The sequence below is a fragment of the Streptomyces kaniharaensis genome, assembly GCF_009569385.1.
GTDB classification, from domain to species: domain Bacteria; phylum Actinomycetota; class Actinomycetes; order Streptomycetales; family Streptomycetaceae; genus Kitasatospora; species Kitasatospora kaniharaensis.
Genome location: NZ_WBOF01000008.1, coordinates 1 through 18,822 on the forward strand (window position 1 = coordinate 1; position 18,822 = coordinate 18,822).

Annotated in this window: 27 protein-coding genes; 11 read left to right on the plus strand and 16 right to left on the minus strand. The window is 71.1% G+C overall.

Features of this window, described 5'->3' with window-relative positions; genetic code table 11:
* The first annotated feature begins 836 nt into the window (after positions 1 to 836).
* Positions 837 to 1,010 carry a hypothetical protein gene (locus tag F7Q99_RS38580; RefSeq protein ID WP_153471799.1) on the plus strand — a complete coding sequence of 58 codons (174 nt, stop codon included), beginning with the start codon at positions 837 to 839 and terminating at the stop codon, positions 1,008 to 1,010.
* A 1,314-nt stretch (positions 1,011 to 2,324) separates the two neighbouring features.
* Here the strand turns inward: F7Q99_RS38580 and F7Q99_RS38585 are convergent.
* The 5 genes from F7Q99_RS38585 to F7Q99_RS38605 form a co-directional block, all read right to left on the minus strand.
* Complete coding sequence (locus tag F7Q99_RS38585) at positions 2,325 to 3,683, minus strand: AAA family ATPase (RefSeq protein ID WP_153471802.1); 1,359 nt, start codon at positions 3,681 to 3,683, stop codon at positions 2,325 to 2,327.
* Positions 3,680 to 5,911 carry a transposase gene (locus F7Q99_RS38590; protein ID WP_326847302.1) on the minus strand — a complete coding sequence of 744 codons (2,232 nt, stop codon included), beginning with the start codon at positions 5,909 to 5,911 and terminating at the stop codon, positions 3,680 to 3,682. The genes F7Q99_RS38585 and F7Q99_RS38590 overlap by 4 nt, the downstream gene beginning before the upstream one ends.
* Positions 5,908 to 6,759 carry a TnsA-like heteromeric transposase endonuclease subunit gene (locus F7Q99_RS38595; protein ID WP_153466890.1) on the minus strand — a complete coding sequence of 284 codons (852 nt, stop codon included), beginning with the start codon at positions 6,757 to 6,759 and terminating at the stop codon, positions 5,908 to 5,910. Before F7Q99_RS38595 ends, F7Q99_RS38590 begins: the two co-directional genes overlap by 4 nt.
* Before the next feature lie 197 nt (positions 6,760 to 6,956).
* Complete coding sequence (locus F7Q99_RS38600) at positions 6,957 to 7,481, minus strand: ATP-binding protein (protein WP_326847366.1); 525 nt, start codon at positions 7,479 to 7,481, stop codon at positions 6,957 to 6,959.
* A 305-nt stretch (positions 7,482 to 7,786) separates the two neighbouring features.
* Positions 7,787 to 8,287 carry a hypothetical protein gene (locus F7Q99_RS38605; protein ID WP_153466889.1) on the minus strand — a complete coding sequence of 167 codons (501 nt, stop codon included), beginning with the start codon at positions 8,285 to 8,287 and terminating at the stop codon, positions 7,787 to 7,789.
* 311 nt (positions 8,288 to 8,598) lie between these two features.
* Between F7Q99_RS38605 and F7Q99_RS38610 the strand changes: the two genes are divergently transcribed.
* The 8 genes from F7Q99_RS38610 to F7Q99_RS38645 all read left to right on the plus strand — a co-directional run bounded on the left by F7Q99_RS38610 (position 8,599) and on the right by F7Q99_RS38645 (position 12,950).
* Positions 8,599 to 9,135 (plus strand): hypothetical protein, encoded by a 537-nt coding sequence (locus F7Q99_RS38610; protein WP_153471805.1) that lies wholly within the window; start codon positions 8,599 to 8,601, stop codon positions 9,133 to 9,135.
* A gap of 259 nt (positions 9,136 to 9,394) precedes the next feature.
* Positions 9,395 to 10,072 carry a 3'-5' exonuclease gene (locus F7Q99_RS38615; protein ID WP_153471808.1) on the plus strand — a complete coding sequence of 226 codons (678 nt, stop codon included), beginning with the start codon at positions 9,395 to 9,397 and terminating at the stop codon, positions 10,070 to 10,072.
* Entirely contained in the window at positions 10,072 to 10,266 is a 195-nt protein-coding gene (locus F7Q99_RS38620; protein ID WP_153471811.1) for a hypothetical protein, read from the plus strand. The genes F7Q99_RS38615 and F7Q99_RS38620 overlap by 1 nt, the downstream gene beginning before the upstream one ends.
* Positions 10,266 to 10,736 (plus strand): hypothetical protein, encoded by a 471-nt coding sequence (locus tag F7Q99_RS38625; RefSeq protein WP_153471814.1) that lies wholly within the window; start codon positions 10,266 to 10,268, stop codon positions 10,734 to 10,736. The genes F7Q99_RS38620 and F7Q99_RS38625 overlap by 1 nt, the downstream gene beginning before the upstream one ends.
* 63 nt (positions 10,737 to 10,799) lie before the next feature.
* Positions 10,800 to 11,411 (plus strand): hypothetical protein, encoded by a 612-nt coding sequence (locus F7Q99_RS38630; protein WP_153471817.1) that lies wholly within the window; start codon positions 10,800 to 10,802, stop codon positions 11,409 to 11,411.
* Positions 11,404 to 11,571, plus strand: coding sequence for a hypothetical protein (locus F7Q99_RS38635; RefSeq protein ID WP_153471820.1), 168 nt, complete (start codon positions 11,404 to 11,406; stop codon positions 11,569 to 11,571). The genes F7Q99_RS38630 and F7Q99_RS38635 overlap by 8 nt, the downstream gene beginning before the upstream one ends.
* A gap of 69 nt (positions 11,572 to 11,640) precedes the next feature.
* Positions 11,641 to 12,372, plus strand: coding sequence for a nuclease-related domain-containing protein (locus F7Q99_RS38640; RefSeq protein WP_153471850.1), 732 nt, complete (start codon positions 11,641 to 11,643; stop codon positions 12,370 to 12,372).
* 404 nt (positions 12,373 to 12,776) lie between these two features.
* A complete protein-coding gene (locus F7Q99_RS38645; RefSeq protein WP_153471853.1) occupies positions 12,777 to 12,950 on the plus strand; it encodes a hypothetical protein in 174 nt (57 codons plus the stop codon).
* Positions 12,951 to 13,007: 57 nt separating this feature from the next.
* Here the strand turns inward: F7Q99_RS38645 and F7Q99_RS38650 are convergent, their stop codons facing one another.
* The 11 genes from F7Q99_RS38650 to F7Q99_RS38700 form a co-directional block, all read right to left on the minus strand.
* On the minus strand, positions 13,008 to 13,445 hold the full coding sequence (locus F7Q99_RS38650; protein ID WP_153471857.1) for a hypothetical protein: 438 nt from the start codon (positions 13,443 to 13,445) through the stop codon (positions 13,008 to 13,010).
* A 28-nt stretch (positions 13,446 to 13,473) separates the two neighbouring features.
* Entirely contained in the window at positions 13,474 to 13,875 is a 402-nt protein-coding gene (locus F7Q99_RS38655; RefSeq protein ID WP_153471860.1) for a hypothetical protein, read from the minus strand.
* Positions 13,876 to 13,943: 68 nt separating this feature from the next.
* A complete protein-coding gene (locus tag F7Q99_RS38660; RefSeq protein WP_153471863.1) occupies positions 13,944 to 14,537 on the minus strand; it encodes a hypothetical protein in 594 nt (197 codons plus the stop codon).
* Complete coding sequence (locus tag F7Q99_RS38665) at positions 14,537 to 15,208, minus strand: hypothetical protein (protein ID WP_153471866.1); 672 nt, start codon at positions 15,206 to 15,208, stop codon at positions 14,537 to 14,539. The genes F7Q99_RS38660 and F7Q99_RS38665 overlap by 1 nt, the downstream gene beginning before the upstream one ends.
* Positions 15,205 to 15,678: a hypothetical protein gene (locus F7Q99_RS38670; protein WP_153471869.1), complete on the minus strand. Its 474-nt coding sequence runs from the start codon at positions 15,676 to 15,678 to the stop codon at positions 15,205 to 15,207. Before F7Q99_RS38670 ends, F7Q99_RS38665 begins: the two co-directional genes overlap by 4 nt.
* On the minus strand, positions 15,675 to 15,872 hold the full coding sequence (locus F7Q99_RS38675; protein WP_153471872.1) for a hypothetical protein: 198 nt from the start codon (positions 15,870 to 15,872) through the stop codon (positions 15,675 to 15,677). Before F7Q99_RS38675 ends, F7Q99_RS38670 begins: the two co-directional genes overlap by 4 nt.
* The gene (locus tag F7Q99_RS38680; RefSeq protein ID WP_153471875.1) at positions 15,860 to 16,222 is read right to left on the minus strand and encodes a hypothetical protein; all 363 of its coding nucleotides are present in this window, start codon (positions 16,220 to 16,222) and stop codon (positions 15,860 to 15,862) included. Before F7Q99_RS38680 ends, F7Q99_RS38675 begins: the two co-directional genes overlap by 13 nt.
* Positions 16,219 to 16,518 (minus strand): hypothetical protein, encoded by a 300-nt coding sequence (locus F7Q99_RS38685; RefSeq protein WP_153471878.1) that lies wholly within the window; start codon positions 16,516 to 16,518, stop codon positions 16,219 to 16,221. The genes F7Q99_RS38680 and F7Q99_RS38685 overlap by 4 nt, the downstream gene beginning before the upstream one ends.
* On the minus strand, positions 16,518 to 16,835 hold the full coding sequence (locus F7Q99_RS38690) for a hypothetical protein (protein WP_153471881.1): 318 nt from the start codon (positions 16,833 to 16,835) through the stop codon (positions 16,518 to 16,520). The genes F7Q99_RS38685 and F7Q99_RS38690 overlap by 1 nt, the downstream gene beginning before the upstream one ends.
* 66 nt (positions 16,836 to 16,901) lie before the next feature.
* Positions 16,902 to 17,084: a hypothetical protein gene (locus F7Q99_RS38695; protein WP_153471883.1), complete on the minus strand. Its 183-nt coding sequence runs from the start codon at positions 17,082 to 17,084 to the stop codon at positions 16,902 to 16,904.
* The gene (locus F7Q99_RS38700) at positions 17,081 to 17,308 is read right to left on the minus strand and encodes a hypothetical protein (RefSeq protein ID WP_153471886.1); all 228 of its coding nucleotides are present in this window, start codon (positions 17,306 to 17,308) and stop codon (positions 17,081 to 17,083) included. The genes F7Q99_RS38695 and F7Q99_RS38700 overlap by 4 nt, the downstream gene beginning before the upstream one ends.
* A gap of 276 nt (positions 17,309 to 17,584) precedes the next feature.
* Here F7Q99_RS38700 and F7Q99_RS38705 point away from each other — a divergent pair, with 276 nt between their 5' ends.
* Entirely contained in the window at positions 17,585 to 18,391 is an 807-nt protein-coding gene (locus F7Q99_RS38705; RefSeq protein WP_153471889.1) for a ParA family protein, read from the plus strand.
* 149 nt (positions 18,392 to 18,540) lie between these two features.
* Positions 18,541 to 18,705, plus strand: a complete 165-nt coding sequence (locus tag F7Q99_RS40685) for a hypothetical protein (protein ID WP_195911428.1) — start codon at positions 18,541 to 18,543, stop codon at positions 18,703 to 18,705.
* Positions 18,706 to 18,822 lie beyond the last annotated feature (117 nt).

The following is an 18,822-nucleotide window of genomic DNA, read 5'->3' on the forward strand; positions in this document are numbered from 1 at the left end:
GTCGCCCTGGTCCTCCGCCGGGCTGTGCCAGGGTGCGGAGGGCGTCCGGCGAGAGGGGCCACCCCCAGCCCCCCGCACCCACCCCACCACCAACGGCGAGAACCGCCCGGCACGGATCTTGAGGCCACCCCCTCCGCAGGGTTGGCCCGTCGGAGACGATCTCTGACCGCACCCGGGGCAGCGCCTGCGGGCACGGCACGGGCCCCCGGTGTGCGGCAGACTGGGCAGGTGACGAACCCTCAGACTCCCCGCCGGCCGCTGTGGCTCCCCCAGCAGCACCCGGCCGCCCCGCCCGCCGACCGTGGGACCCGGCCGGACCCCTGGGAGGGCCTGGTGCCCCCGCCCTCGGCCCCGGTGCGCCCGACCACCGGCCGCCGACCGCTCGGCCTGCGCCCCGACTCTGAGACCGGAATCGGTTGTTGGCCCCTGATCCGTCGATCGGTGCTGGTGGAGGATCGTGTAGGAATCGATAGTTGGCCCAGTTCGGAACCGATAGTTGGCCTGAGCAAGTCGCGCAAAGTCACGGAGAGTAGTCACCTGGTTGGCGATCTGCGCTGCGATCAGGGCCCGGACCCGGTCGTCGAGGACCGTCCGTAGCCTGTGGTCTGTGGCGTGATGGATGTGGTGCAGAATCCGGAGCTCGGGTGTCCCGGGCCCAACTCGGCGGTTGAAGGCGGACAGCGGCGCTCGGAACGAGGGTGCGAGCTGCCATTCGCTGCCGGTGACGGCGGCCCAGACGTAAGCGGAGGCGCACTCCCGGAGTAGCTCGTGGGAGCTTGTCCGCGGCCTTGACCGAGCATCCGGCCTAGCTGTTGGGTGATGGTGTCCCAATCGGAGTGCCCAAGGTGCCAGAAGGCGAGGTTCTGGCGGCGCTGGTAGTAGTTGACGGGTTCTCGGGCGATGTGCTGGGTGAGGGCCTCGAAGGCCTCGGCGATATCCGCGCTCAACAGCGGATGGGCGCTGTTCTGGCTCGGATGGAGGTTCTGACGCATGAGCGCGCCGGGGCCTGAGCGGTCCCAGCTATGGGGAATGCCCAGCAGCTCGGCTGCTGCGTCGACGGAACAGCCCGCAGCGGCCTGGACCAGTTGGACTGCCACGACTCGGCGGAACTGGACGGGCTTTCGCAGGTGCCCTGGAGGTGCCCCGTTCTCTGCCAGGACGGTGAGCCAACTGCCCGGGGACGCTGAGGGATGTGCTCAGGCAGGTAGCCGCGTTCGCGCACCGGGGATGACTAGCGGGCCGGTGTGCGGAGATATGCGTAGGCACGAAGATCTTTTGGCAGCACTGCTCGACGTCGTGCCTGAAGAGCGGTGAACACCTGGTCCTCAGGATGTCCCAGGTCTGGCTCCAGGCGGATGCGTCGTAGCGCGGGGCGCGTCCTGCGAGGTTGTGGATTTCGGCCCGGAACGCAGTTCTCGGCAGGCGGACGAGCCGGTCGGCGAGGCTGAGCACTTCTGCGGAGGCCGTGCTGGCGGTGGGCAGAGCGCCCCAGCGTGGCTGTGTCTGTCCGGGCCAGGGCCCGTGAACACCGCGTCTGTACTCGTCCATGAGCTGCGAGATGGCGCCGCTGGGTGGCCCGGCTGGGTCTGGCGGCTGCCGGGCCGCGGTGATGAGAGCGACAGCGACTCGAAGGTCCGAGAAGCGCGAGATTGCCGTCGAGGGGTAGTGGCCGGGTTCCAGCATCGTCTGGAGCCTGCGTTGAAGGTCAGCGAGGTCCGGAGCGAGCTGTGTTGCGGGGCTGGCCGCGAGATCGTCCAGCGGGTGGCCGCAGACCGTGCCCTGAGGCCCGGCTGAGACCCGGTTGCGGCAGGCGTGCGGGGTGAAGGTGGCCGAGGCCCGGGAGGGGAACAAGCTGGGGCTCTTTGCCCATGATCCGGCCTGGGCCGGCCGCCGACAGCGTGGGCAGGTGTCGACGAGCATGCGGTTGTGTTCCAGACAGGCGAAGATCACGGGCAGGCGCCAGGACAATTCCAGGGTCCGCCGTGCAGGTTGCTGGATCCGGCTCCCGTCGCCGGGCGAGGCAGTCCGGGCAGTAGCGGCTGGACGACAGCAGCATCCACTCGGTGGTCACCGTTCGGGGTCGTGGTGCTTGTCCGGGCCAGACCAGGACGTCGGCGACCGGAGGGTAGTGGCTGCTCCAGGGGCGGAGGGTCAGCTGGTCGGACTCGTCCTCGGTCAGCCGGGTCGAGCGGGGCGAACCGCTGCCCGGACGTTCGCTTCGAGCATGAACAGGTGCCGGAGCGGGGCCTGGCCCCGGTCCTCGAATGCGAGCCCCGTTCGCCTGACCACCTGGGTCGGGGTCAGATCGAGGTGATGGGCGAGTCTCAGGACGAATCCGGGCAAGCCCTCGCCGGGCAGCGGGGCCAGGCTCCTTGGCAGCGGAGGGTGTGCGTCACGGCCAGGAACCATCGACTCAGGCCCCGCCCGCGGCTGCCCTGGGGCCGAGGTCGTCGAAGACGGTGTTGCGCGGGCGCTTCTGCCGTCGGGTCGGAGGCTTCTTCGCCTTGGAAGAGGAGAGGTCCGGAACGATGGGGATCTCCCCGGCTCCGGGATCGCGGCCCCAGTGCGTCGAGGCTGATGGTGATCGTGTCGAGAAGCTCCTCGTCGAGGTACTCCTTCCCGCTGGCCATGGCCTCCATGGCGCCGTCCTCAATCAGGCGCGCGAGCAGGCCGATGACACCGTTGGTGCGGCGCCTCAGGTATTCGGGCATGGTGCCCCCGGTGAGCATTCCTGGCCAGGCCTTGAACAGCCGCAGGCCGTCTTCCAGGCCGGCCAGGTGGTCCAGGAAGGCCTCGATGCCTTCCGAGGTGGTGCATTCGAAGGTCCCGAGTTCGACGAGGTCGAAACGGCGCTCGGTCTGGGTCACCTCCAGGCCGTGGACGTGGGTGCTCGCCGAGGGCGGGAACACCCACTGGCGGGCCCGGGAGTCCCACTTCGCCTTCCGCAGCAGGCCGGAACCGGGGATGTCGGCGCCGATCAGGACGAGGGTGACGTTCATGCTCATGAACGCCCGGATCAGATCGAGGACGTCCTGGTCGTCGGCCCGGTGCATGCGGAGTCTCGTGATGTCGTCCAGAATCAACGCGCGGACCCCATGGCCGTCGAGCGAGGCCGCGACCTGCTGGACGAGCTGGGGAAGGGTCAGGCCCTTCGTGTGGGCGCCGAAGAAGTCGAGGATCGCCTGGCAGGTGCTCTTCGGCGTCGCGGTGACCGGCGTCTGGACATAGACGACAGGGGCGTGAAGCGCTCGCGTTCCGGGCATCGCGTGCGGATTGATCTGGTGGCCCGCTTCCCGGAAGGTGACCTCGAACTCGGCGGCGATGTCGCAGACGGTCTCGGTCTTTCCCTGGTAACCGAGGCCGAAGACCATCACCCCAGGCCAGGTCGCGGACGTGAGCCGCATGGCGTTGCCCCGGATGCGCCGGTCGACGAGAGAGGCGACCCTCTTTGCCATCGGTGTCTCCTGCAGCGGCATGTTGACGTGCGTCGCCGTGCGGTGCAGGTTGTGGAGCGCTTTGTCGCGATCGCTCATCGCCTGCCACTGGTCCAGGGACAGCCGGGGCGCCGGGACGAAGGACCGGCGGGACCGGCAGTAGTACTGCCAGCCCTCGTGGGTGTCCCGGCGGGGAGGCTTGCCGCCGAGGATCTCGGCGAGCGGGTGGGTCGGTGCGGCATCGGTCATGCGTGGTCCTCAAGCGGGGCGGGGGCGTCGTCGGGCGGGATGAGGAAGAGGTTGCGTCGGCGCAGGCTGTCGCCCAGCCGCGGCGGCGGGACCGGGCGGCGGACCACCGACGCCTCGCGTAGCCGGCGTCGTTCCGCATCGACCGCCTTCGCGATGTCGGCTGCCTCGACGGGCCAGGCGACCACTTCGGCCGCCGGGCCCTCCGGCGTGGAGGGCTGGTCGGCTGCGGCTTGCGCGGCGTCTGCGGCCCGGCGCGAGCGGGCGCTCTTCTCCCGCTTGCCCATCTGGGAGGGCCACTGGCTGACCGGGATCGCCGAGCCGAGGATGTCCAGGAGCACCGGCAGCAGTTCCTCGTCCGAGCGCGGTTTCAGCCCGGCCCGGCGGACCTCGCCGAGCAGGGCGTCGACGTTGGTGTCCGAGAACGCCGGGACCTCGCCCTCGGGAGGCAGGCCGGTCCAGCGCAGGACGTGCCAGCGTTCGGGATCGTCGGGGTCCTGGAAGAACACGGTGCGGCGGTCGCGGCGGTCGGAGCGGATGACCCACTTGCCCTTGTGCCGGCCGCCGCGCGAGGACCGGCCGTGGAAGCGGTCCTCGTCCAGGACGTCGGCGTAGTAGTAGAGCCCGAGGATCTTCACCCCGCGGCCCGCATGGATCATCACGTGGTGGGGCCGCAGGAGCTTGTAGTAGAGCTCCGGGCCCGGGATCTCGAGGTCCAGGCCGCCCTGCCGTGTTGATGCCGCGAAAAGCGAGTTCGGACTGTGGGGCCCGTCCGGCGCCCAGGCCGGCGCGTACTCGCCCAACTCCCGGTTCTGCCAGACCTTCACCACCCAGGTGGCGACCACATGCTCGACCTGAGCCAGCGTCAGCACCGCATCCGCCTCGGGGCCGGCGCCCCGGTCGGCGACATCCGTTCCGGTGAAGCCCAGCAGGTGCTCCAGCAGGAGCGTCTTGATCGAGGAGAACGCCCGCTCGACGGCGAACTTGTCGTGGGCCCGCAGCGTGCGCGCCGGCAGGATCGTGCAGCCCAGCGCCCGCTCGGCGGCGACGATCTGGTGGCTCTTGTAGGGGCCGCCGTGGTCGGTGGTGACCGTCTCCGGCGCGAAGAACGGCAGCGCGGCGACCCTGTGCCCGGCGAACTGGGCGACCAGCGTGGCCGGAGCGCCGGGGTAGGGCCACTCCATGTCCTCGCCCCAGCCCTCGCGCATCGGCAGCGGCATCACCACGTCCCGCAGCAGCATCGCGATGTCCACCGACGTGTCCGACACCAGCGTGAGCCGGAACGCCACGATCGAGTGCGTGTAGAGGTCCAGCGCCAGCGACATCACCGCCGACACCGGCTCGCCGAACACCTGCTCGCGGACCTTCACCGGCAACGGCGTCGAGTCCAGAGCGACCACCTGCCCCGGCCGGTGGACCACCACCCTCCGCCCGGCCTGCGCGATCTCCGCGGTGCGGACGTAGCGCTGCCGCGAACCGTCGGGGCCGAACCACTCCTGCCAGACCGCCGCCAGCGTCTTGCAGCACGGAACGTCCTCGGCCGGGAAGTCCGGGAACACCTCCCGGATGTACTGGTGCAGCAGCCGGTGCCGGGCGGCCATGGTCATCCGCGAGCGCCGAAGGCATTCCTCCCTCACCGCGTAGATCCCTTCCCGGATCTCCGGGGTGATGCTGGGGCGGCCCCCGCCCGCGCGGAGCCAGCGGCCGTCCGCGCAGGCCAGCACCAGGTCCTCGCCCTTGCTGCGGGCTAGGCGCTTGAGCGTCCGCTCACTCATGAACCGCAGCCCCAGTGCCTCCGCCTCAACGGGCGGCATCGCCCGCAGTTCGGCGGCCTTGGCTCGGCGGCGCTCGCCAAGCGTGGTCATCGCCGGATCGAAGCCCGGCCTCGGCTCGCCCTGCAGGGCCCGCGCCGGGTGCCCGGCCCGAAAGCCGGTCTCGGTCTCCAGCACGTGCTCGGCCCGGATCCGGGCCCGCCGCATCTGCTCGGGTGTCAGGTCGGACAGAACCGTTCCCCGTCGGTCGCCGCCGGTCCGGGCCAGACGGCCGGGAGTGGGCAGCGGACGGACACCGGGGTGGTTCGCCAGCCAGCGCAACGACCGCCGGCTCAGCTCTCCGCCGGCATCGGCCAGGACCACCCGGCCCAGATGCGGTTCCAGCTCCTCGACCGTGAAACAGACGCCACCGAGCTCCAGCCGGACGCCGGGCGCCAGGACCAGGACGCCGCGGCTCACTGCCGCCGCCCCTGCGACGGAATCATCGGCTGCTGTCCGGCGAGCCAGACCGGGGACCGGTCGCCGAGCGGCTCGCCCAGATCGACACCGAGCCGGCGGTGCCAGAGCAAATGGACCGCCTCGGCCCGCGCCAGCTCTGGCCAGTCCGTCGACTCCACCAATTCCCCGAACCGCAACGGCCCCTCGGCGACGGCGTCCAGCAACTCGCCGTGCAGGCCGAGCAGGTCCTTGCGCGGGCGGCGCCGGGCCGACAACGCGTCCAGCACCCCCACCACGTGCGGGCGCCAGCCGGTGACCACGGTGTAGTGCCAGCCGGCCGCCGTCGCGACTTCTCGTGTCGCGGCGAACTTCCGCGCGTCCTCGTCGCGGACCAGAGCGGCCGGGCGGACGTCGAAGAGCCAGTTGCCGTCGGGCATCAGCGCGAGGAAGTCCGGGATGTGAGCCGCGCGGCCGCCGGTGTGCTCGAAGTCCAGGCGGAACGGCTGCGGCAGCACCTCCCGGGCCCGCAGGAAGTCCAGCGCCCGCAGCAGGTCCCGCTCCTCCAGCGACTCGAACCCGTGCTGGCGGCCGGTGGAGATCATGGGCTCCAGGCCCGGCCGGTGCCGCTGCCGGGCCCGCCAGGTGAACCGGCGAACCGGCTGCGAGTCGAGCACCGGCACCGACTCCAGATCCCTGACCGGCCAGACCACCTGGCCGCCGTCGAACAGCCAGGTCGTCGACCAGCGTCTCGGCCAGGACGCATCGAGCACCAGGCGCCGGCGGTGATCGCCATCGCCGGTGAACGTGCTGATCAGCGCGGTGAGATCGCATGCGTCCGAGCGGATGGCGGGTCCGGTCCGGAAACTCATGCGCCAACCCCAGCACCCCCGGCGCCCGCGGGTAGCCAGGCGGGGTGATGTTCACCCGGTCAAGTGAAGATCACGAAGCGGAGGCCGGAGCGTGGCGGGCAACCTGACCGCCGAGATCAGGAGGATGGCGGCCAGCGCGGGGATGACAGTGCGGTGCTGGGCTGAGCTGGCCCGCCTGTTTCGCGTGGCGGCGGACCTCAACTCCTGACGGCCTCTGCGATCTGCAGGGCGGCCTGGGCGGGCGTGAGGTGCGTGGTGTCGACGACCTCGGCCTCGGCGTGCAACCAGGTGCGGGCCGCCTCGGCGTAGGGCTCAAGGTATTTGAGACGGAACCAGGAGTTGGGACCAACAACAGTGTCCCCTGCGATGCGCCCGCGGAGGGTCTCCTGGTCGGCATGGAGAACGAAGTGCCGCACCGGAATGGCGTGTTGGGCGAGGCCCGTGCTGATCTCGCGCCAGTACTGCTCGACCAGGACAGTCATCGGCATCACCAGAGTCCCGCCGGTGTAGTCGAGCACGTGGCGGGCGGTCTCGACTACGAGTGGCCGCCACGGCGGCCAATGCTGGAAGTTGTCCGTCCCGGGCAGCCCCGGTGTGATGTCCATGAGTGTCTCGCCAACCTTCTCGGCGTCGAACACCCGGGAGTCGGGGATCAGCTGCTGCACGAGTGCACTGGTCGTCGTCTTGCCTGCACCGTGGGTGCCGTTGAGCCATACGATCACGGGTTCGACACTAACGGCGCGCGGGTCACAGGAACGGGCATAGCAGAAATCCGGTACGGCTTCGGCGCTGACTGCGACGGTGTCAACCACTGAGATCGGATGTCACCTAGCTCGAAAAGTCGCAACTACTGAGCCGGGACACGAGAGTTGGAACCAGTGGGGCCGAGCGACCTGACGGTTTCTCGTCGATGGGACACGCTTGTTGGCACCAAGTGGTCACGATTCTTGGAACCAGCAAGGCCCTTGTATAGCTTCGCCGGTACCAGTGCTGAGGACCCTGCGGCTTACCGGCCCCTGGAGGGGTATCACTGACACGTGATCAGGCTCTCGCCGTCGCCGAACCTGAACCCCAGGGCATGGACCAGGTCGAGTACCAAACCCTCGGCGAGTGGGTCACATTCCGCCTCAAGGGTGGTTCTCACCGCCACTGGGTCGGGTTGAAGGCCGGCTGCCTCCGCCCAGGCCACGGCCTGACGGGTGACCTCGTCGGGATCACCGATCCACTCCTCGGGGACGTCGTAGTCTCGCGCCATCTCCGGAGACAGTGCGCAGTGCCAGGTCAGACCGCCGGGGCTGGCTGCTTCCACGCTGACGACGTCGCTGTCGTGGACATACATGACGAGGGCCGGGGCTCCCGTCTCAGTCGCGATCGAGTCATGCGGAGCAACGCCTGGAGACAGTTGCAGGATCTGCCAGGCGCCATCCCTGGCCGACCACCACGACGTGGCGGCAAGCGCCTGTACTGCTGCCAGCTCGGTCACCGGCTGCTCGGCCCGTGCCACAACGAAAGATCCGGAGAAACCCATGGATCGAGACCGTAGCCCCCGGCGCTGACACCCCCGGCTTCCTCACTGGTTCCAGGCCGCCGGCGCCCACATCCCTCAGGGTCGACAGGGTCACTCAAGGGTCCCCGAGAAGGGTCGCCCGGTTCCAACATGCGTGGCCAGGTTCCAACCATCGTGGCCCGGCTCAACTACCCGGTGTGGCCAGAACCCCGCAGGGGCCAACTATCAATTCCAGGGGCCAACTATCAATTCCGGCCTCAGACTCCGCCAGCTGAGCGGACGTACGGCGGCGCAAGCCGGGCCCAACAATCGACCTCGGTAGGTTGGAAAACATGACCTCGGTACAGATCACGGTGAGCATCACTCCGCAGCAGGCAAGCCGATTCAATCTGCGAAAAAGGCGCCAGAAATTGGAGCAAGATGAATACCTGAAAGAACTGAAAAGGGAAGGGCTGACCCATCGGGAGGCCCGGGTGCAACTCGCGCTGATCCGGCCCGACACCTGGCCCCCGCTCGACGTCGTCGTGGCCGGGGCCGTGCGCCAGCGCCTGGCCGAGCCGGACCTGGCCGGCCCCTGGGAGCCGCTGACGCCGGAGGAGGAAGGGGAGATGAAGCTGAGCGGCCGCTGGCCGGGGCCGGCCCCCGATGTTCGGCTGGTGGAACGGAACTACCTCCTCCCATCCGAGCTGGTCACCGAGCTGCGGACCGCATCCTGGCGGGTCAGCGCGCGACCCCTCGCCCTCTACAGCCCGAGCCTCGGGCGGGCCGAGCGGGAGCGCCTGGCCGACCTCATCCACTCCCCCGGCCGGATCGTCCGCCAGGCCCTCGACCGCTACGGCCGGCCCGAGCCGGAGGAGACAGCCGAGTGACCAACCGACCTCGGTTGATTGCCCTCCGCGGCCCGCCGATCTCGGCCATAAACAACCGACCTCGGTTGTTGTTCCGGCTCGCAAAACCCATTTCCGCGCATCGTTTCGATTCCCCTCAAATACTTGCATCCCGGCCCATGTTGCGCTATTTCTTGATACGCTCTAATCGCCCCAGAAAAGAGAACTCGCCGTGACTGAAATCGAAAATCCGACCGAAAGGCCGGACCGGCGGGCCCGGCTCGGAGGAGTGGAGGAACGGATGGAACGGGATCGAGAGGTGGCCGGGCTCGCAGCCTGGGCGGCGGCCCTGCTGGACGACCCGGAGGTGGCGGTGCTCGACCTGGAGACCACCGGGCTCGGGGATACCGCGCGGATCGTGGAGATCGGGGTGGTCACCACGGACCGGCGGGTGCTCCTCGACCGCCTGGTGAACCCGGGCATCCCCATGCCGGCGGAGGCGACCCGCCACAACGGGATCACGGACGAGATGCTGACCGGCCGCACCGACTTCGACGCGCTGATGGGCGACTTGACCCACGCCCTCACCCGGCGGGAAGTCCGCGGGGGCGGCAGGGTCGAGCTCTACGGGCGCCGGGTGGTGGGCTGGAACCTCGTGGACTTCGACCGGCTGGTGCTGCGGAACGAACTGGCCGGCTACTACCAGCGGCAGGGGCACGCGGACCCCCGGGCCAGCGCGGACGCCTGGCTGTCCACCATGACCTGGGAGGACGTGATGATCCCGTTCAGCACCTGGTGCGGGGAGCCTTCGCACCGTGGCGGCTACCGCTGGCAGAAGCTCAACGGCCCGCACCGGGGAGCGGCAGACTGCCTCGCGGTCCTGGACCGGCTCGCGGACGTGGCCGGCCGCCCGGCCGCCGTGCTGCCCGCCCAGACCTCCGGCGACGCGCTGACCGGCGCGGAGGAGGTGGCCCGCTGATGCCGCAGCTTCGCCTGATGACCGACGATCGCCAGCTCGGCGAGCGGGTCCTGGAGCTCCTGCTGCCGGTGCTGCAGAACGCGCCGACGCTGCGGGTGTCCGAGCCGACCCGGCTTACGCACCGCTCCGGCGGTCTTCGCGTTGTCCTCGATGTACAGCCGAACGACCCCAACCAGCAGGAAGAGGTGGCGTGATGGGACGCCAGAAGCCGGGCAAGCCGCGGCGGGAGCGGCCGGAACCGCAGGAGCACGGGCACGAGTGGTTCGAGATCCCGGACGACTACCGCGACCCGGGCGGCCGTCCGGTGGACCACAAGCTGCTCGGCCAGCTGCTGGGGGCGGCCATGGACCGCTGCCTGTCGTGCCAGGACGTCCTCACGACGCTGCTGGTGGAGGACCCGGTGACCACCGCACGGCTGGTCGAGCTGGCGTGTATCTCGGTGCACGGCGCGATGGGCGGCCTGCCCCGGACCATGACGGACGACGGCATCCCGGGGCCGGCCGCGCTGGAGTTCCGGCGCCTCGCCCGGCTCGGCCTGGACGGTGGCAACGACTCGATGTTCACCGCGTGCGAGGGGATGAGCGCCACCGAGCGGCGGGAGGCGGCCAACACCGCGCTGGACTTCGTGGTGGCGGCGGTCTCCGGGGTGATGGGTCCGGTCTGAGTGCCGGGGCCAGGAAGAACTCATGTGGTGGCTCCGGCTGCCACCGATCGAGGGGACACAGACATGACGACCTACACGACCACCGCCGTGGCGGGGAAGCTCTCCCCGCCCGCGCCGCTGGACCGGAAGGCGGTGCGCGACCTTGAGCGGCACGCCCACGAAGTGATGTCGCCGGCCGCGCGGATGCAGCCCCGGGAGCCGTTGGCGGAGGCGGGTGTACACGTCGCCATCGGGCTCGGGGGGCTCCACGGCCTGATGGTGGCCACCACCAGCCTGGACCACCTCGCGGAGGGAGAGCGGACGCTGTCCCACCTGCACCGGGCGGCCGGTCACCTGCGCGAGCACCTGGTGGAGACCGTGCCGGAGGAGGAGAGGGAGGCCCGGCACAGGGGGATGATCGACAGCTGCCTGGAGGAGGGGCTGACGGTCGTCGCCTCGCTCACGGCTGAGCTGGTGCTCGCCAAGGGTCGGCGGATCACGGTCCGGCTGACCGAGGAAGACGCCTACCAGACGGTCGAGCTGGAGGAGGAGGGGCAGGAGACGCGCACGCTCCGGCTCTCCGGCCGGGACCGCCTGGAACTCCACAGCGGGCTGCACGAGATCGGCCGGGTCGTCTGGCTGATGCTGCTGGCTGAGGACGGCAACCGGAACGGCCCGGCGGCGAGCGATGGGTGACTACCGCTACCGCTGTGAAGACTGCGGGCGCTTCGACTGCGAGAGCTGCGGGACGCACATCTGCCTGGACTACTGCGACTGCATGCGCTCCCATCACTGCCCGTGCGAGTGCGCCGCCTACGACCGCCAGCTGACCTACGGCCCGGACGGCTGGGAGTAGGGCGACCGCCCGGCGGGCAGCGTCCCGCCGGGCACCAACTTTGGGCACCAACTTTGGGGAGGGGAACGGATGGCAGGGATTCCTGACCAGCGGCACGGGGCGGGGGCGTCTGCGGCCCGGATGGGCCAGCAGCAGCTCGACGCCGAGCGGGCCCGCCAGCACGCGCGGGCCCGCTGGGCTTTACCGGCGGCCGCGGTCGGCGGCCTGGTCCTGGCCGTGCTCCTCGGCCTGCCGTGGTGGCTCGGCCTGGTCCTGGTGCTCGTCGTCGTCGGCGCGGTCGCCCGCCGGGTGTACCGGCCGGTGGGCAACTCCTGGACCATCGGGGCGGCGGGCGAGCGGCGCACGGCCCAGCTGCTGATCCCACTGCAGCGCGACGGCTGGACGGCGCTCCACGACCGGGCGGTGCCGGGGAGCCGCGCGAACGTCGATCACCTGCTGATCGGCCCGGCCGGGGTGCTGATGGTGGACACGAAGAACTGGCAGAGCTCCAAGTCCACGCTGCGGATCGACGGCGGCCGGCTCTTCTACGGCAAGTACGACCAGAGCAAGACGCTGCGGACGGCGGCCTGGGAGGCGGAGCAGACGTCCCGGGCGCTCGGGGTGCCGGTGCGGGCCCTGGTCGCCGTGCACGGTGCGAGCGTGCCCGGCGGGGTGGTGATGCTGGAGAACGTCACGGTGGTGCCGGCCAAGCGGGTGCGGCACATCGTCCGCAACCTCGCCCCGGTGCCCGGCTTCGACCCGGCCCGCGTGCAGCAGCTGGCCGACCACGCCGCCCGGGTGCTGCCCCCGCACGGCGGCTGACCCCGGTCAGCGAGAAGGGGCCCCGGTCCACCCGGGGCCCCTTCGCCGTTCCTGCTGCCGGAACTGACCGACAATGCCGACTTGTTGACATCAGCCCTCGCCCGGTCACCCCCTGGTGCCGGCGCGCTCGGCAACCGGTGCCGGAGAGCACCGAGCCGACCGGCGCCCCGCGCCGGACGGCGGCCCCCGCTCCTCGATCAGCCACGCCTCCCCCTCTGCGTCACGGCGGGTCACCCCCACGCCTGCCCCGCCGGGTAGTTGCTTGTCTACGGCGGTGCCACCTCTTGGCACGGGCGGTTGGCGCGGCTGCGGGCCTTGACCTGCGTCAGAGACCACCCGATCGGGGGACGCCCCCGGCGGCCGGAACCGCCCGCGCACCTGGGGGAACTGGGAGACTGCCCGCCATGGCCTTTGACGACTTCGACGGTGAAGACGACGACGACGACTTCTCCCTGCAGGCGGTGCTCCGCTCGCAGTTGGAGGAGTATCTGCGGGACCTGGAGGACCTGGACGAGATCGACACGGAGGAACTGGCCTCCCAGCTGGCCAGCACGGCGGAGAGCCACTTCGGCATGTAGCCGGTGAACGCGAGAGGGCCCCGCCGGCGGCGGGGCCCTCGTCGTGCTGCTCGGGTGTCAGTGTACGGGGATGCTCTCGGCGAGACGGCGGATCTCGCCGCCCACCTCCAGCTCGGCGAGCATGGCCATCAGCTCGTCGTGGGTCGCCTTCGGCAGTCCCTCGCGCAGTCCGGCCTGGAGGTAGCCGGCGGAGATGGTCTGCACGATCGTGCGCCGGGAGCACAGCTTGACCATCCGCTGGCTGATCTCCTCGGCGCGGGCCTCGTCCCCGGCGTCCTTGGCCTGGGTGAGCTCCTTGAACAGCATCGCGCCGCGCAGGGTCTCGGCGAAGACTTCCCGCTCCTCCGGGGTCGTGGCGGCCTCGGCCAGCACGTGCGCCTCGATGCGCCGGGCCTCGTCCATGTCGCCGCGCTCGTAGGCGTCGCGCAGTGCGTGGCCCTGCCGGGTCTCGTAGATGTCGGGCAGCTGCAGCGGGCTGCCCTGGGTGTTCGTCATGGTCCCCTCCGGTTCGGTGTGGTGGTGGTCAGCGGTGCCGGCCGCCGGGCTCCAACGCCTCGGCGGCCGCCAGCCCGGCGGCCCGCGCGCCCGCGGCGGGCCACTCCAGCACTACCTCGCCGGGCTCCTGCACGACCTGGTCGTGCAGGTCCCACGCGGTGCAGTGGGAGCGCTTGATGCCGTCCTCGGTGCCGATCACCGTGATCTGCCAGACCGGCCACTGGGTGCGCGGGCGCGGGCCCGGGTCGATGGCGATCACGTCGTACTCGTAGCCGTGCCGAGTGCGGTACCGGCCGCCGACCTTGCGCGGGCCGATCTGCTGGGCCACCCACTCCTCGTAGGTCGGCTCCGGGCCGCAGACCTCGCACTGCGGGTCGTCGCACCCCTCGCCGTGGTCCTGCCCGCCGGTCACCTGGTCGTCCTCGTCCACCCTCGTCCCCTTCCCCTCACACCGGGTCCGGCCGGGCGGCCGAACCCCCGAACCTAGCCCGGACGCGGTCAGTACCACGCCCACTCCACGACATTGCGGCCGCCGAAATCGGGGCTGACGCAGACCCGCTCGGTGCTGCCGAGCCGGTCCCACACCTCGCGCACCGTACGGTCCAGCACCGGGTCCTCGGCGTACAGGGCGCCGGCCTCCAGCCGGATCTGCAGCGTCCCGTCCTCGGCGACGTCCACCAGGTGCAGCTCGGTGTCCAGCCACGGCTCGTACCCGAGCCCAGTCAGCAGCTCGAACGCGGAGAGGATGTCCGGCCCGTACGGGGCGGTCTCGTAGAAGCCGTTCGCCATCTCCACCTGGTGCTCGCGCACGATCCGCGGCCAGTCCACGTGGACCGGCACCGTGCCGAGCGAGAGGATCGGGCACTCCCCCGTCCGCAGCCGACCGTCGAACTCCAGGCGGGCCCACGCGGGCACGGGGGTGGACGGCCCGAAGCTGTGCGTCCCGTCCTCGTGGCGGACCCGGTCGGCGACGGCGGCCACCCACGCCTGGCGGCGCGCGGTGGACCAGCTGTCGGCGAAGTGTCCGGCGTACTCCACCAGCGTGGCCAGATCGGCCTGGGCCGCTTCCTCGCGCGTGGTCTGATCGGTCATCAGCTGTTGATCTCCTTGGTCGTGGTGGTGCTCGCCGGGGTCAGCTGGGGCAGCCCAGTGCCGGCCAGCATCGCAGCCTGGAACGTCGCCGGGTCGAGCGTCTGCCGGTGGTCGATCGCCTGCGCGAGCATCAGCCCGTAGGTGAGCGCCTGGGCCTGGACGGTGGCCTGGAGCCGCGCGGTCTCGACATCGGCCAGCCGGTTGACCTGGGTCAACTGCAGCTCGTGCCACCGGGCCTCGGCCCGCTCGCGGGCGGTGCGCCAGTGCCGCGCGGTGACGGAGTAGACCAGCACGGTGGCGACCAGCCACAGGATCGCGGCCAGCGCCCAGCTGCTGGTGTAGGCGGCAACCCCGATCAACGCGAACGAACCGGAGGCGGCGAACGCCACGGCCGTGATGACCTCGTGGCCGTGCTCCTTCGACGCCGAGACAACCCCGTGGAAGGTGCTCCCGGCGGACAACGCGAGCATCAGAGCGACGTCCCCCCAGCTGCCCGCGGCCCCCTGGTCGTGCCAGATCCGGGCCAGCACCAGCGCGGTCGTGGTGCTGAGGAAGGGCGCCACGCGGCCGCCGTAGCGGGTGACCAGGTAGGTGCCCGCGCTCATGATCTGCGGCGGCTGGGCGGGGACCAGCGGGGTAACAGTCGTCGGCTGCCAGTGGTGCGGGGTCATCTCGTGAGCTCCATCTGCTGGTCTCGGTCGTCGTGCTGTCGGGGGGTGGGCTGGGGGGCGGAGGAGACTTCCTCGGCCTCCTCCGCGCTCCGGTCGGTGCGGCGGGCGGAGAGTTCGGCGGCGTGCTTCACCGCGGCCTCCAGCTCCGGGCCGGAGGGCCCGGCCCCGGGCTGGCCCGGGTACCACTCGGGCCCGTTGGGGCCGTGGACGGTCAGCTCCCCGGGGTTGGCGGTGCCGGCCGGGCTGGGCCCGATCTCGGCGACCATCCGGCCCCGGTAGATCACCTGGCCGTCGTCGGTGACCTGGAACGCCCGGCTGGTGGCGGCCTGGCCGGGCGGGATGGTCTGGGCGGGGGTGAGGGGGGTCTGGCAGATCCGCTGTCCGTCGATCGCCAGCCCCTGGTGGTCGAGCACGACGTGGTGGCCGGAGCGCTCGATCACCAGGCGCGGGCTCTCCTCGTACCGGCTCACGACTCGGTGGCCGTCTCGCCGGGGCCGTCCTCGACGGCGGCCAGCCGCTGGCGGAGGGCCTGCGGGGGCAGGCAGCGCGGGGCCCGCCGGGCGGCGGCCGGCTTCTCCGCCGGCCGCCCCTCGGCGCCGTCCGCGGGGAACAGCGCCAGCTGCTCGCCGGTGAACGGCACGACCTTGCGCTTCACTCCGTCCACCGCCACGCGGTGAGCTCGTACATCTCGGCGAGCACGGTCAGCCGGATCTCCCGCTCCTGCCCGGCCTCGTCCGCGACCAGCGCGGCGGGCGGGCTCGTGCGGCGCTCGACCAGTTCCAGCGTCCGGCCGCGCGGCCAGTCGCCGAGCGAGTCGAACTCCGGGCGGAGGGTCCACAGCTGGCCGGGGCTGGCGAGCAGGGTCACGTCCCCCTCGGCCAGCCGCCGGCGGACCTCGCGGCGGGCCTGCAGCGCGCCGAGCCGGTCCTGGATCATCAGCTCCCCGGTGCGGAGGTGGCGGAAGCGGCCCTCCTCGTACGGGGTCAGCAGTTCCTCCAGCGCGATGGGGGTCATGCCCACACCTCCCCGCCGGAGCGCCGGCGCCGGTACAGGTGCACGGGCACCCGGGCCAGCTCGGCGGAGATCAGCGCCGTGCCGACCAGCACGGCGAGCGGGCGGGCCTGCAGGAACAGCACGGCCGGGGCGAGCACCAGCGCGTACCCGGCGGCGGCGGCCAGCCCGGTGCCGGCGGCGGTGGCGGAGTGGGTGAGCGCGGCGACGACGCCGAGCACGGCGGCGAGCATCGCGGTCATGGCGATGACCTGCTGGCGGGGCTGGAGGGCCGTCTGGACGACGCGGAAGCGGTACATCAGCGCGCCACCTTCCAGTCCGTCAGCAGCGGCCAGCTCGGGGCGTCCGCGACGGCGGCCGAGCACGCGGCCATCCGGGCGGCGGCCTCGGTCGGGTACTCGCCGAACTCGCTGGCCACCCGGCCCTGTCGGGCCTCCTCGCCGATCGTGTGCACGATCGCCCGCACCAGCGGGCGGATCAGCGCGCGGGGCTCGTCGGCGATCTCGGCGGTCGTCATGTCGGAGCTGAACAGAGCGGCGGCGGCCCAGCGGCGGAAGCCCTCGCCGGACAGGCCGAGCTCGTTCAAGGGGATCAGGTTCGTGTCGAAGTGCGGCACTGCAGCCTCCTGGGGCTGCCCGCCGGGCGGTCCGTGCCGCCCGGCGGGCTGGTGACGGACGGGCGGTCAGTACCGCTGGGGGACGCCGGGGGCGGGGCTGCCCCACGCGCCGGCGGACTCGTTGCCGTGCGCCAGGCCGGTGGCCCGCTGCTCGGCGCACGCCCCGCGGCGGTCGTCGGCGCTGGCCTGGTGGCTGCGGTAGTCCTGCTGGCACTGCTCCAGCAGGGTCGGGGCCTCGGTGGCGCTCATCGGGTCACCGCCACGATGTCCACGGCCGCGAGGGAGCACACGGGGCAGTGCGTCACGGACAGCTCGCCGTCCCGCCGGCGCACGGCCACGGTGCGGAAGTCCGCGCAGTTGCTGCAGTGGGCGGGGCGGATGCGGCCCAGCGCGATCACGCGCTGGCCGACCGCGCCCGGCTTGCGGTTGACCACCATCAGGTGGCGTCGGGGGGGCCTGACAGAATGGGCCATGACTGTTCCCTCCAAGGGGGATCGGTCCACGTCCCGGGGGCGCTCGAACGCCTGCCGGAACTGAGGGAGTCGGGCCGCCAAGCCCGGCTCCCTCGCTTGTATCTCCATTGAACGCCCCGTCAGTCAGTCTGTCAACAACACAACTTGCTGACTTGTTGACTGATCTGGTGTACGCTTGATCTGCAAGCTAGGCCGTCCGCTTGTCGGTCCGATCGACAGTCAGTTGCTCTTCTACGCTGACCCGGAACCGACTAACCGATAGGAGGTGAACCTGACATGTCGCTGCTTCTGTCGCCGGGTGTGGCAACCCGGATCTTCGTCTTCTGCAACCAGAAGGGCGGGGTCGGCAAGACGTCACTGACCGCCGGGTTCGCGGGCGACTTGGCCGGGCGAGGGCTGCGGGTTCTCGTCATCGACCTGACCCCGCAGGGCAACATCACGGTGTGGCTGGTGCCGGCCGTGCCGGTGCAGCGCACGATCAACGACGTGCTGTACCACGTCCTCAAGGACGGTGCGAGCGTGCGGGATGCGATCGTGCCGACGTCCTGGCCGGGGGTGGACCTGGTCCCCTCCGAGCTGGAGCTGGCCTCCCGGGAAGCCGACAGGGGGGCCGCGCTGGACTTCCGCCTGCGGCGTGCCATCCGGGCCGCCGAGCTCGACGGCGAGTACGACGTGATCCTCATCGACACGGACCCCAACCTGGGGCCCCTGCTGGTGAACGCGCTCAACGCGGCACACCACGCCGTCGTCGTCGCCGACGCGGAACGGTTCGGCGCGGACGGCGTCGCCAAGCTCCTGGACACCATCAAGGTCGTCCAGGAGGAGGGCAACCCGGGACTGGACCTCGCCGGGATCGTGGTCAACGACTACGACGGCCGGCTCCTGGAACACCGGGGGCGGTGGAAGGAGCTCAGGAACAACTACCCCGAGCTCGTGGCCGGTCGTCTGCCCCGGTGCTCGGCCGTCGCCACCGCCGCCAGCGCGAGCGTCCCTGTGCAAAGCCTGCGCGGCGGCCGCACATGGAACCTGGCCCTCGCCCAACTGATCACCGACCTGATGAAGAAGAAGGCAGAACGCACGTGACGCGACCGAACCCCCAGCCCGCCGGCACTCCCAGCTTCGGGAAGGCACCGAGCGGTCACCCGGCCGCCGGCCGGGGTGGCGGCGGAGAGGCCGACCACCCGGCGGAGATCCCCTCGGAGACTCCGCCCACCGGAGAGGAGAACCTGCCCATGCCCCCCACCCGCGAGAAGCCGGAGACCCGGGTGAACTTCGGAGGCCGGGTCAAGGAGAGCACCCGCAAGCGGGCCCGGATGTTCGCCGCGGCCAACGATGTTGACCTGCAGGACCTCCTGGACTTCGCGCTGGACGAGTATCTGCGGAGGCGTGGCGCGTGAACGAGAACAGCCCCAGCGGTGTCGTAACCACCGCTGAGGCCCTGAGCGAGTTCCAGGAGGAACCCGGGATGCACAACCAGGATAAAGGCGCCGGTCAGCCCGATGTACGGCGACAAC

Coding starts and splice junctions, on each gene's coding strand:
- F7Q99_RS38635 (WP_153471820.1), top strand. CDS start 11,404: ATGGGTGACTACCGCTACCGCTGTGAAGACTGCGGGCGCTTCGACTGC.
- F7Q99_RS38595 (WP_153466890.1), bottom strand. CDS start 6,759: ATGAGTTTCCGGACCGGACCCGCCATCCGCTCGGACGCATGCGATCTC.
- F7Q99_RS38645 (WP_153471853.1), top strand. CDS start 12,777: ATGGCCTTTGACGACTTCGACGGTGAAGACGACGACGACGACTTCTCC.
- F7Q99_RS38665 (WP_153471866.1), bottom strand. CDS start 15,208: ATGACCCCGCACCACTGGCAGCCGACGACTGTTACCCCGCTGGTCCCC.
- F7Q99_RS38660 (WP_153471863.1), bottom strand. CDS start 14,537: ATGACCGATCAGACCACGCGCGAGGAAGCGGCCCAGGCCGATCTGGCC.
- F7Q99_RS38615 (WP_153471808.1), top strand. CDS start 9,395: ATGGAACGGGATCGAGAGGTGGCCGGGCTCGCAGCCTGGGCGGCGGCC.
- F7Q99_RS38695 (WP_153471883.1), bottom strand. CDS start 17,084: ATGAGCGCCACCGAGGCCCCGACCCTGCTGGAGCAGTGCCAGCAGGAC.
- F7Q99_RS38640 (WP_153471850.1), top strand. CDS start 11,641: ATGGCAGGGATTCCTGACCAGCGGCACGGGGCGGGGGCGTCTGCGGCC.
- F7Q99_RS38650 (WP_153471857.1), bottom strand. CDS start 13,445: ATGACGAACACCCAGGGCAGCCCGCTGCAGCTGCCCGACATCTACGAG.
- F7Q99_RS38610 (WP_153471805.1), top strand. CDS start 8,599: ATGACCTCGGTACAGATCACGGTGAGCATCACTCCGCAGCAGGCAAGC.
- F7Q99_RS38605 (WP_153466889.1), bottom strand. CDS start 8,287: ATGGGTTTCTCCGGATCTTTCGTTGTGGCACGGGCCGAGCAGCCGGTG.
- F7Q99_RS38630 (WP_153471817.1), top strand. CDS start 10,800: ATGACGACCTACACGACCACCGCCGTGGCGGGGAAGCTCTCCCCGCCC.
- F7Q99_RS38705 (WP_153471889.1), top strand. CDS start 17,585: ATGTCGCTGCTTCTGTCGCCGGGTGTGGCAACCCGGATCTTCGTCTTC.
- F7Q99_RS38625 (WP_153471814.1), top strand. CDS start 10,266: ATGGGACGCCAGAAGCCGGGCAAGCCGCGGCGGGAGCGGCCGGAACCG.
- F7Q99_RS40685 (WP_195911428.1), top strand. CDS start 18,541: ATGCCCCCCACCCGCGAGAAGCCGGAGACCCGGGTGAACTTCGGAGGC.
- F7Q99_RS38680 (WP_153471875.1), bottom strand. CDS start 16,222: ATGACCCCCATCGCGCTGGAGGAACTGCTGACCCCGTACGAGGAGGGC.
- F7Q99_RS38700 (WP_153471886.1), bottom strand. CDS start 17,308: ATGGCCCATTCTGTCAGGCCCCCCCGACGCCACCTGATGGTGGTCAAC.
- F7Q99_RS38585 (WP_153471802.1), bottom strand. CDS start 3,683: ATGACCGATGCCGCACCGACCCACCCGCTCGCCGAGATCCTCGGCGGC.
- F7Q99_RS38620 (WP_153471811.1), top strand. CDS start 10,072: ATGCCGCAGCTTCGCCTGATGACCGACGATCGCCAGCTCGGCGAGCGG.
- F7Q99_RS38685 (WP_153471878.1), bottom strand. CDS start 16,518: ATGTACCGCTTCCGCGTCGTCCAGACGGCCCTCCAGCCCCGCCAGCAG.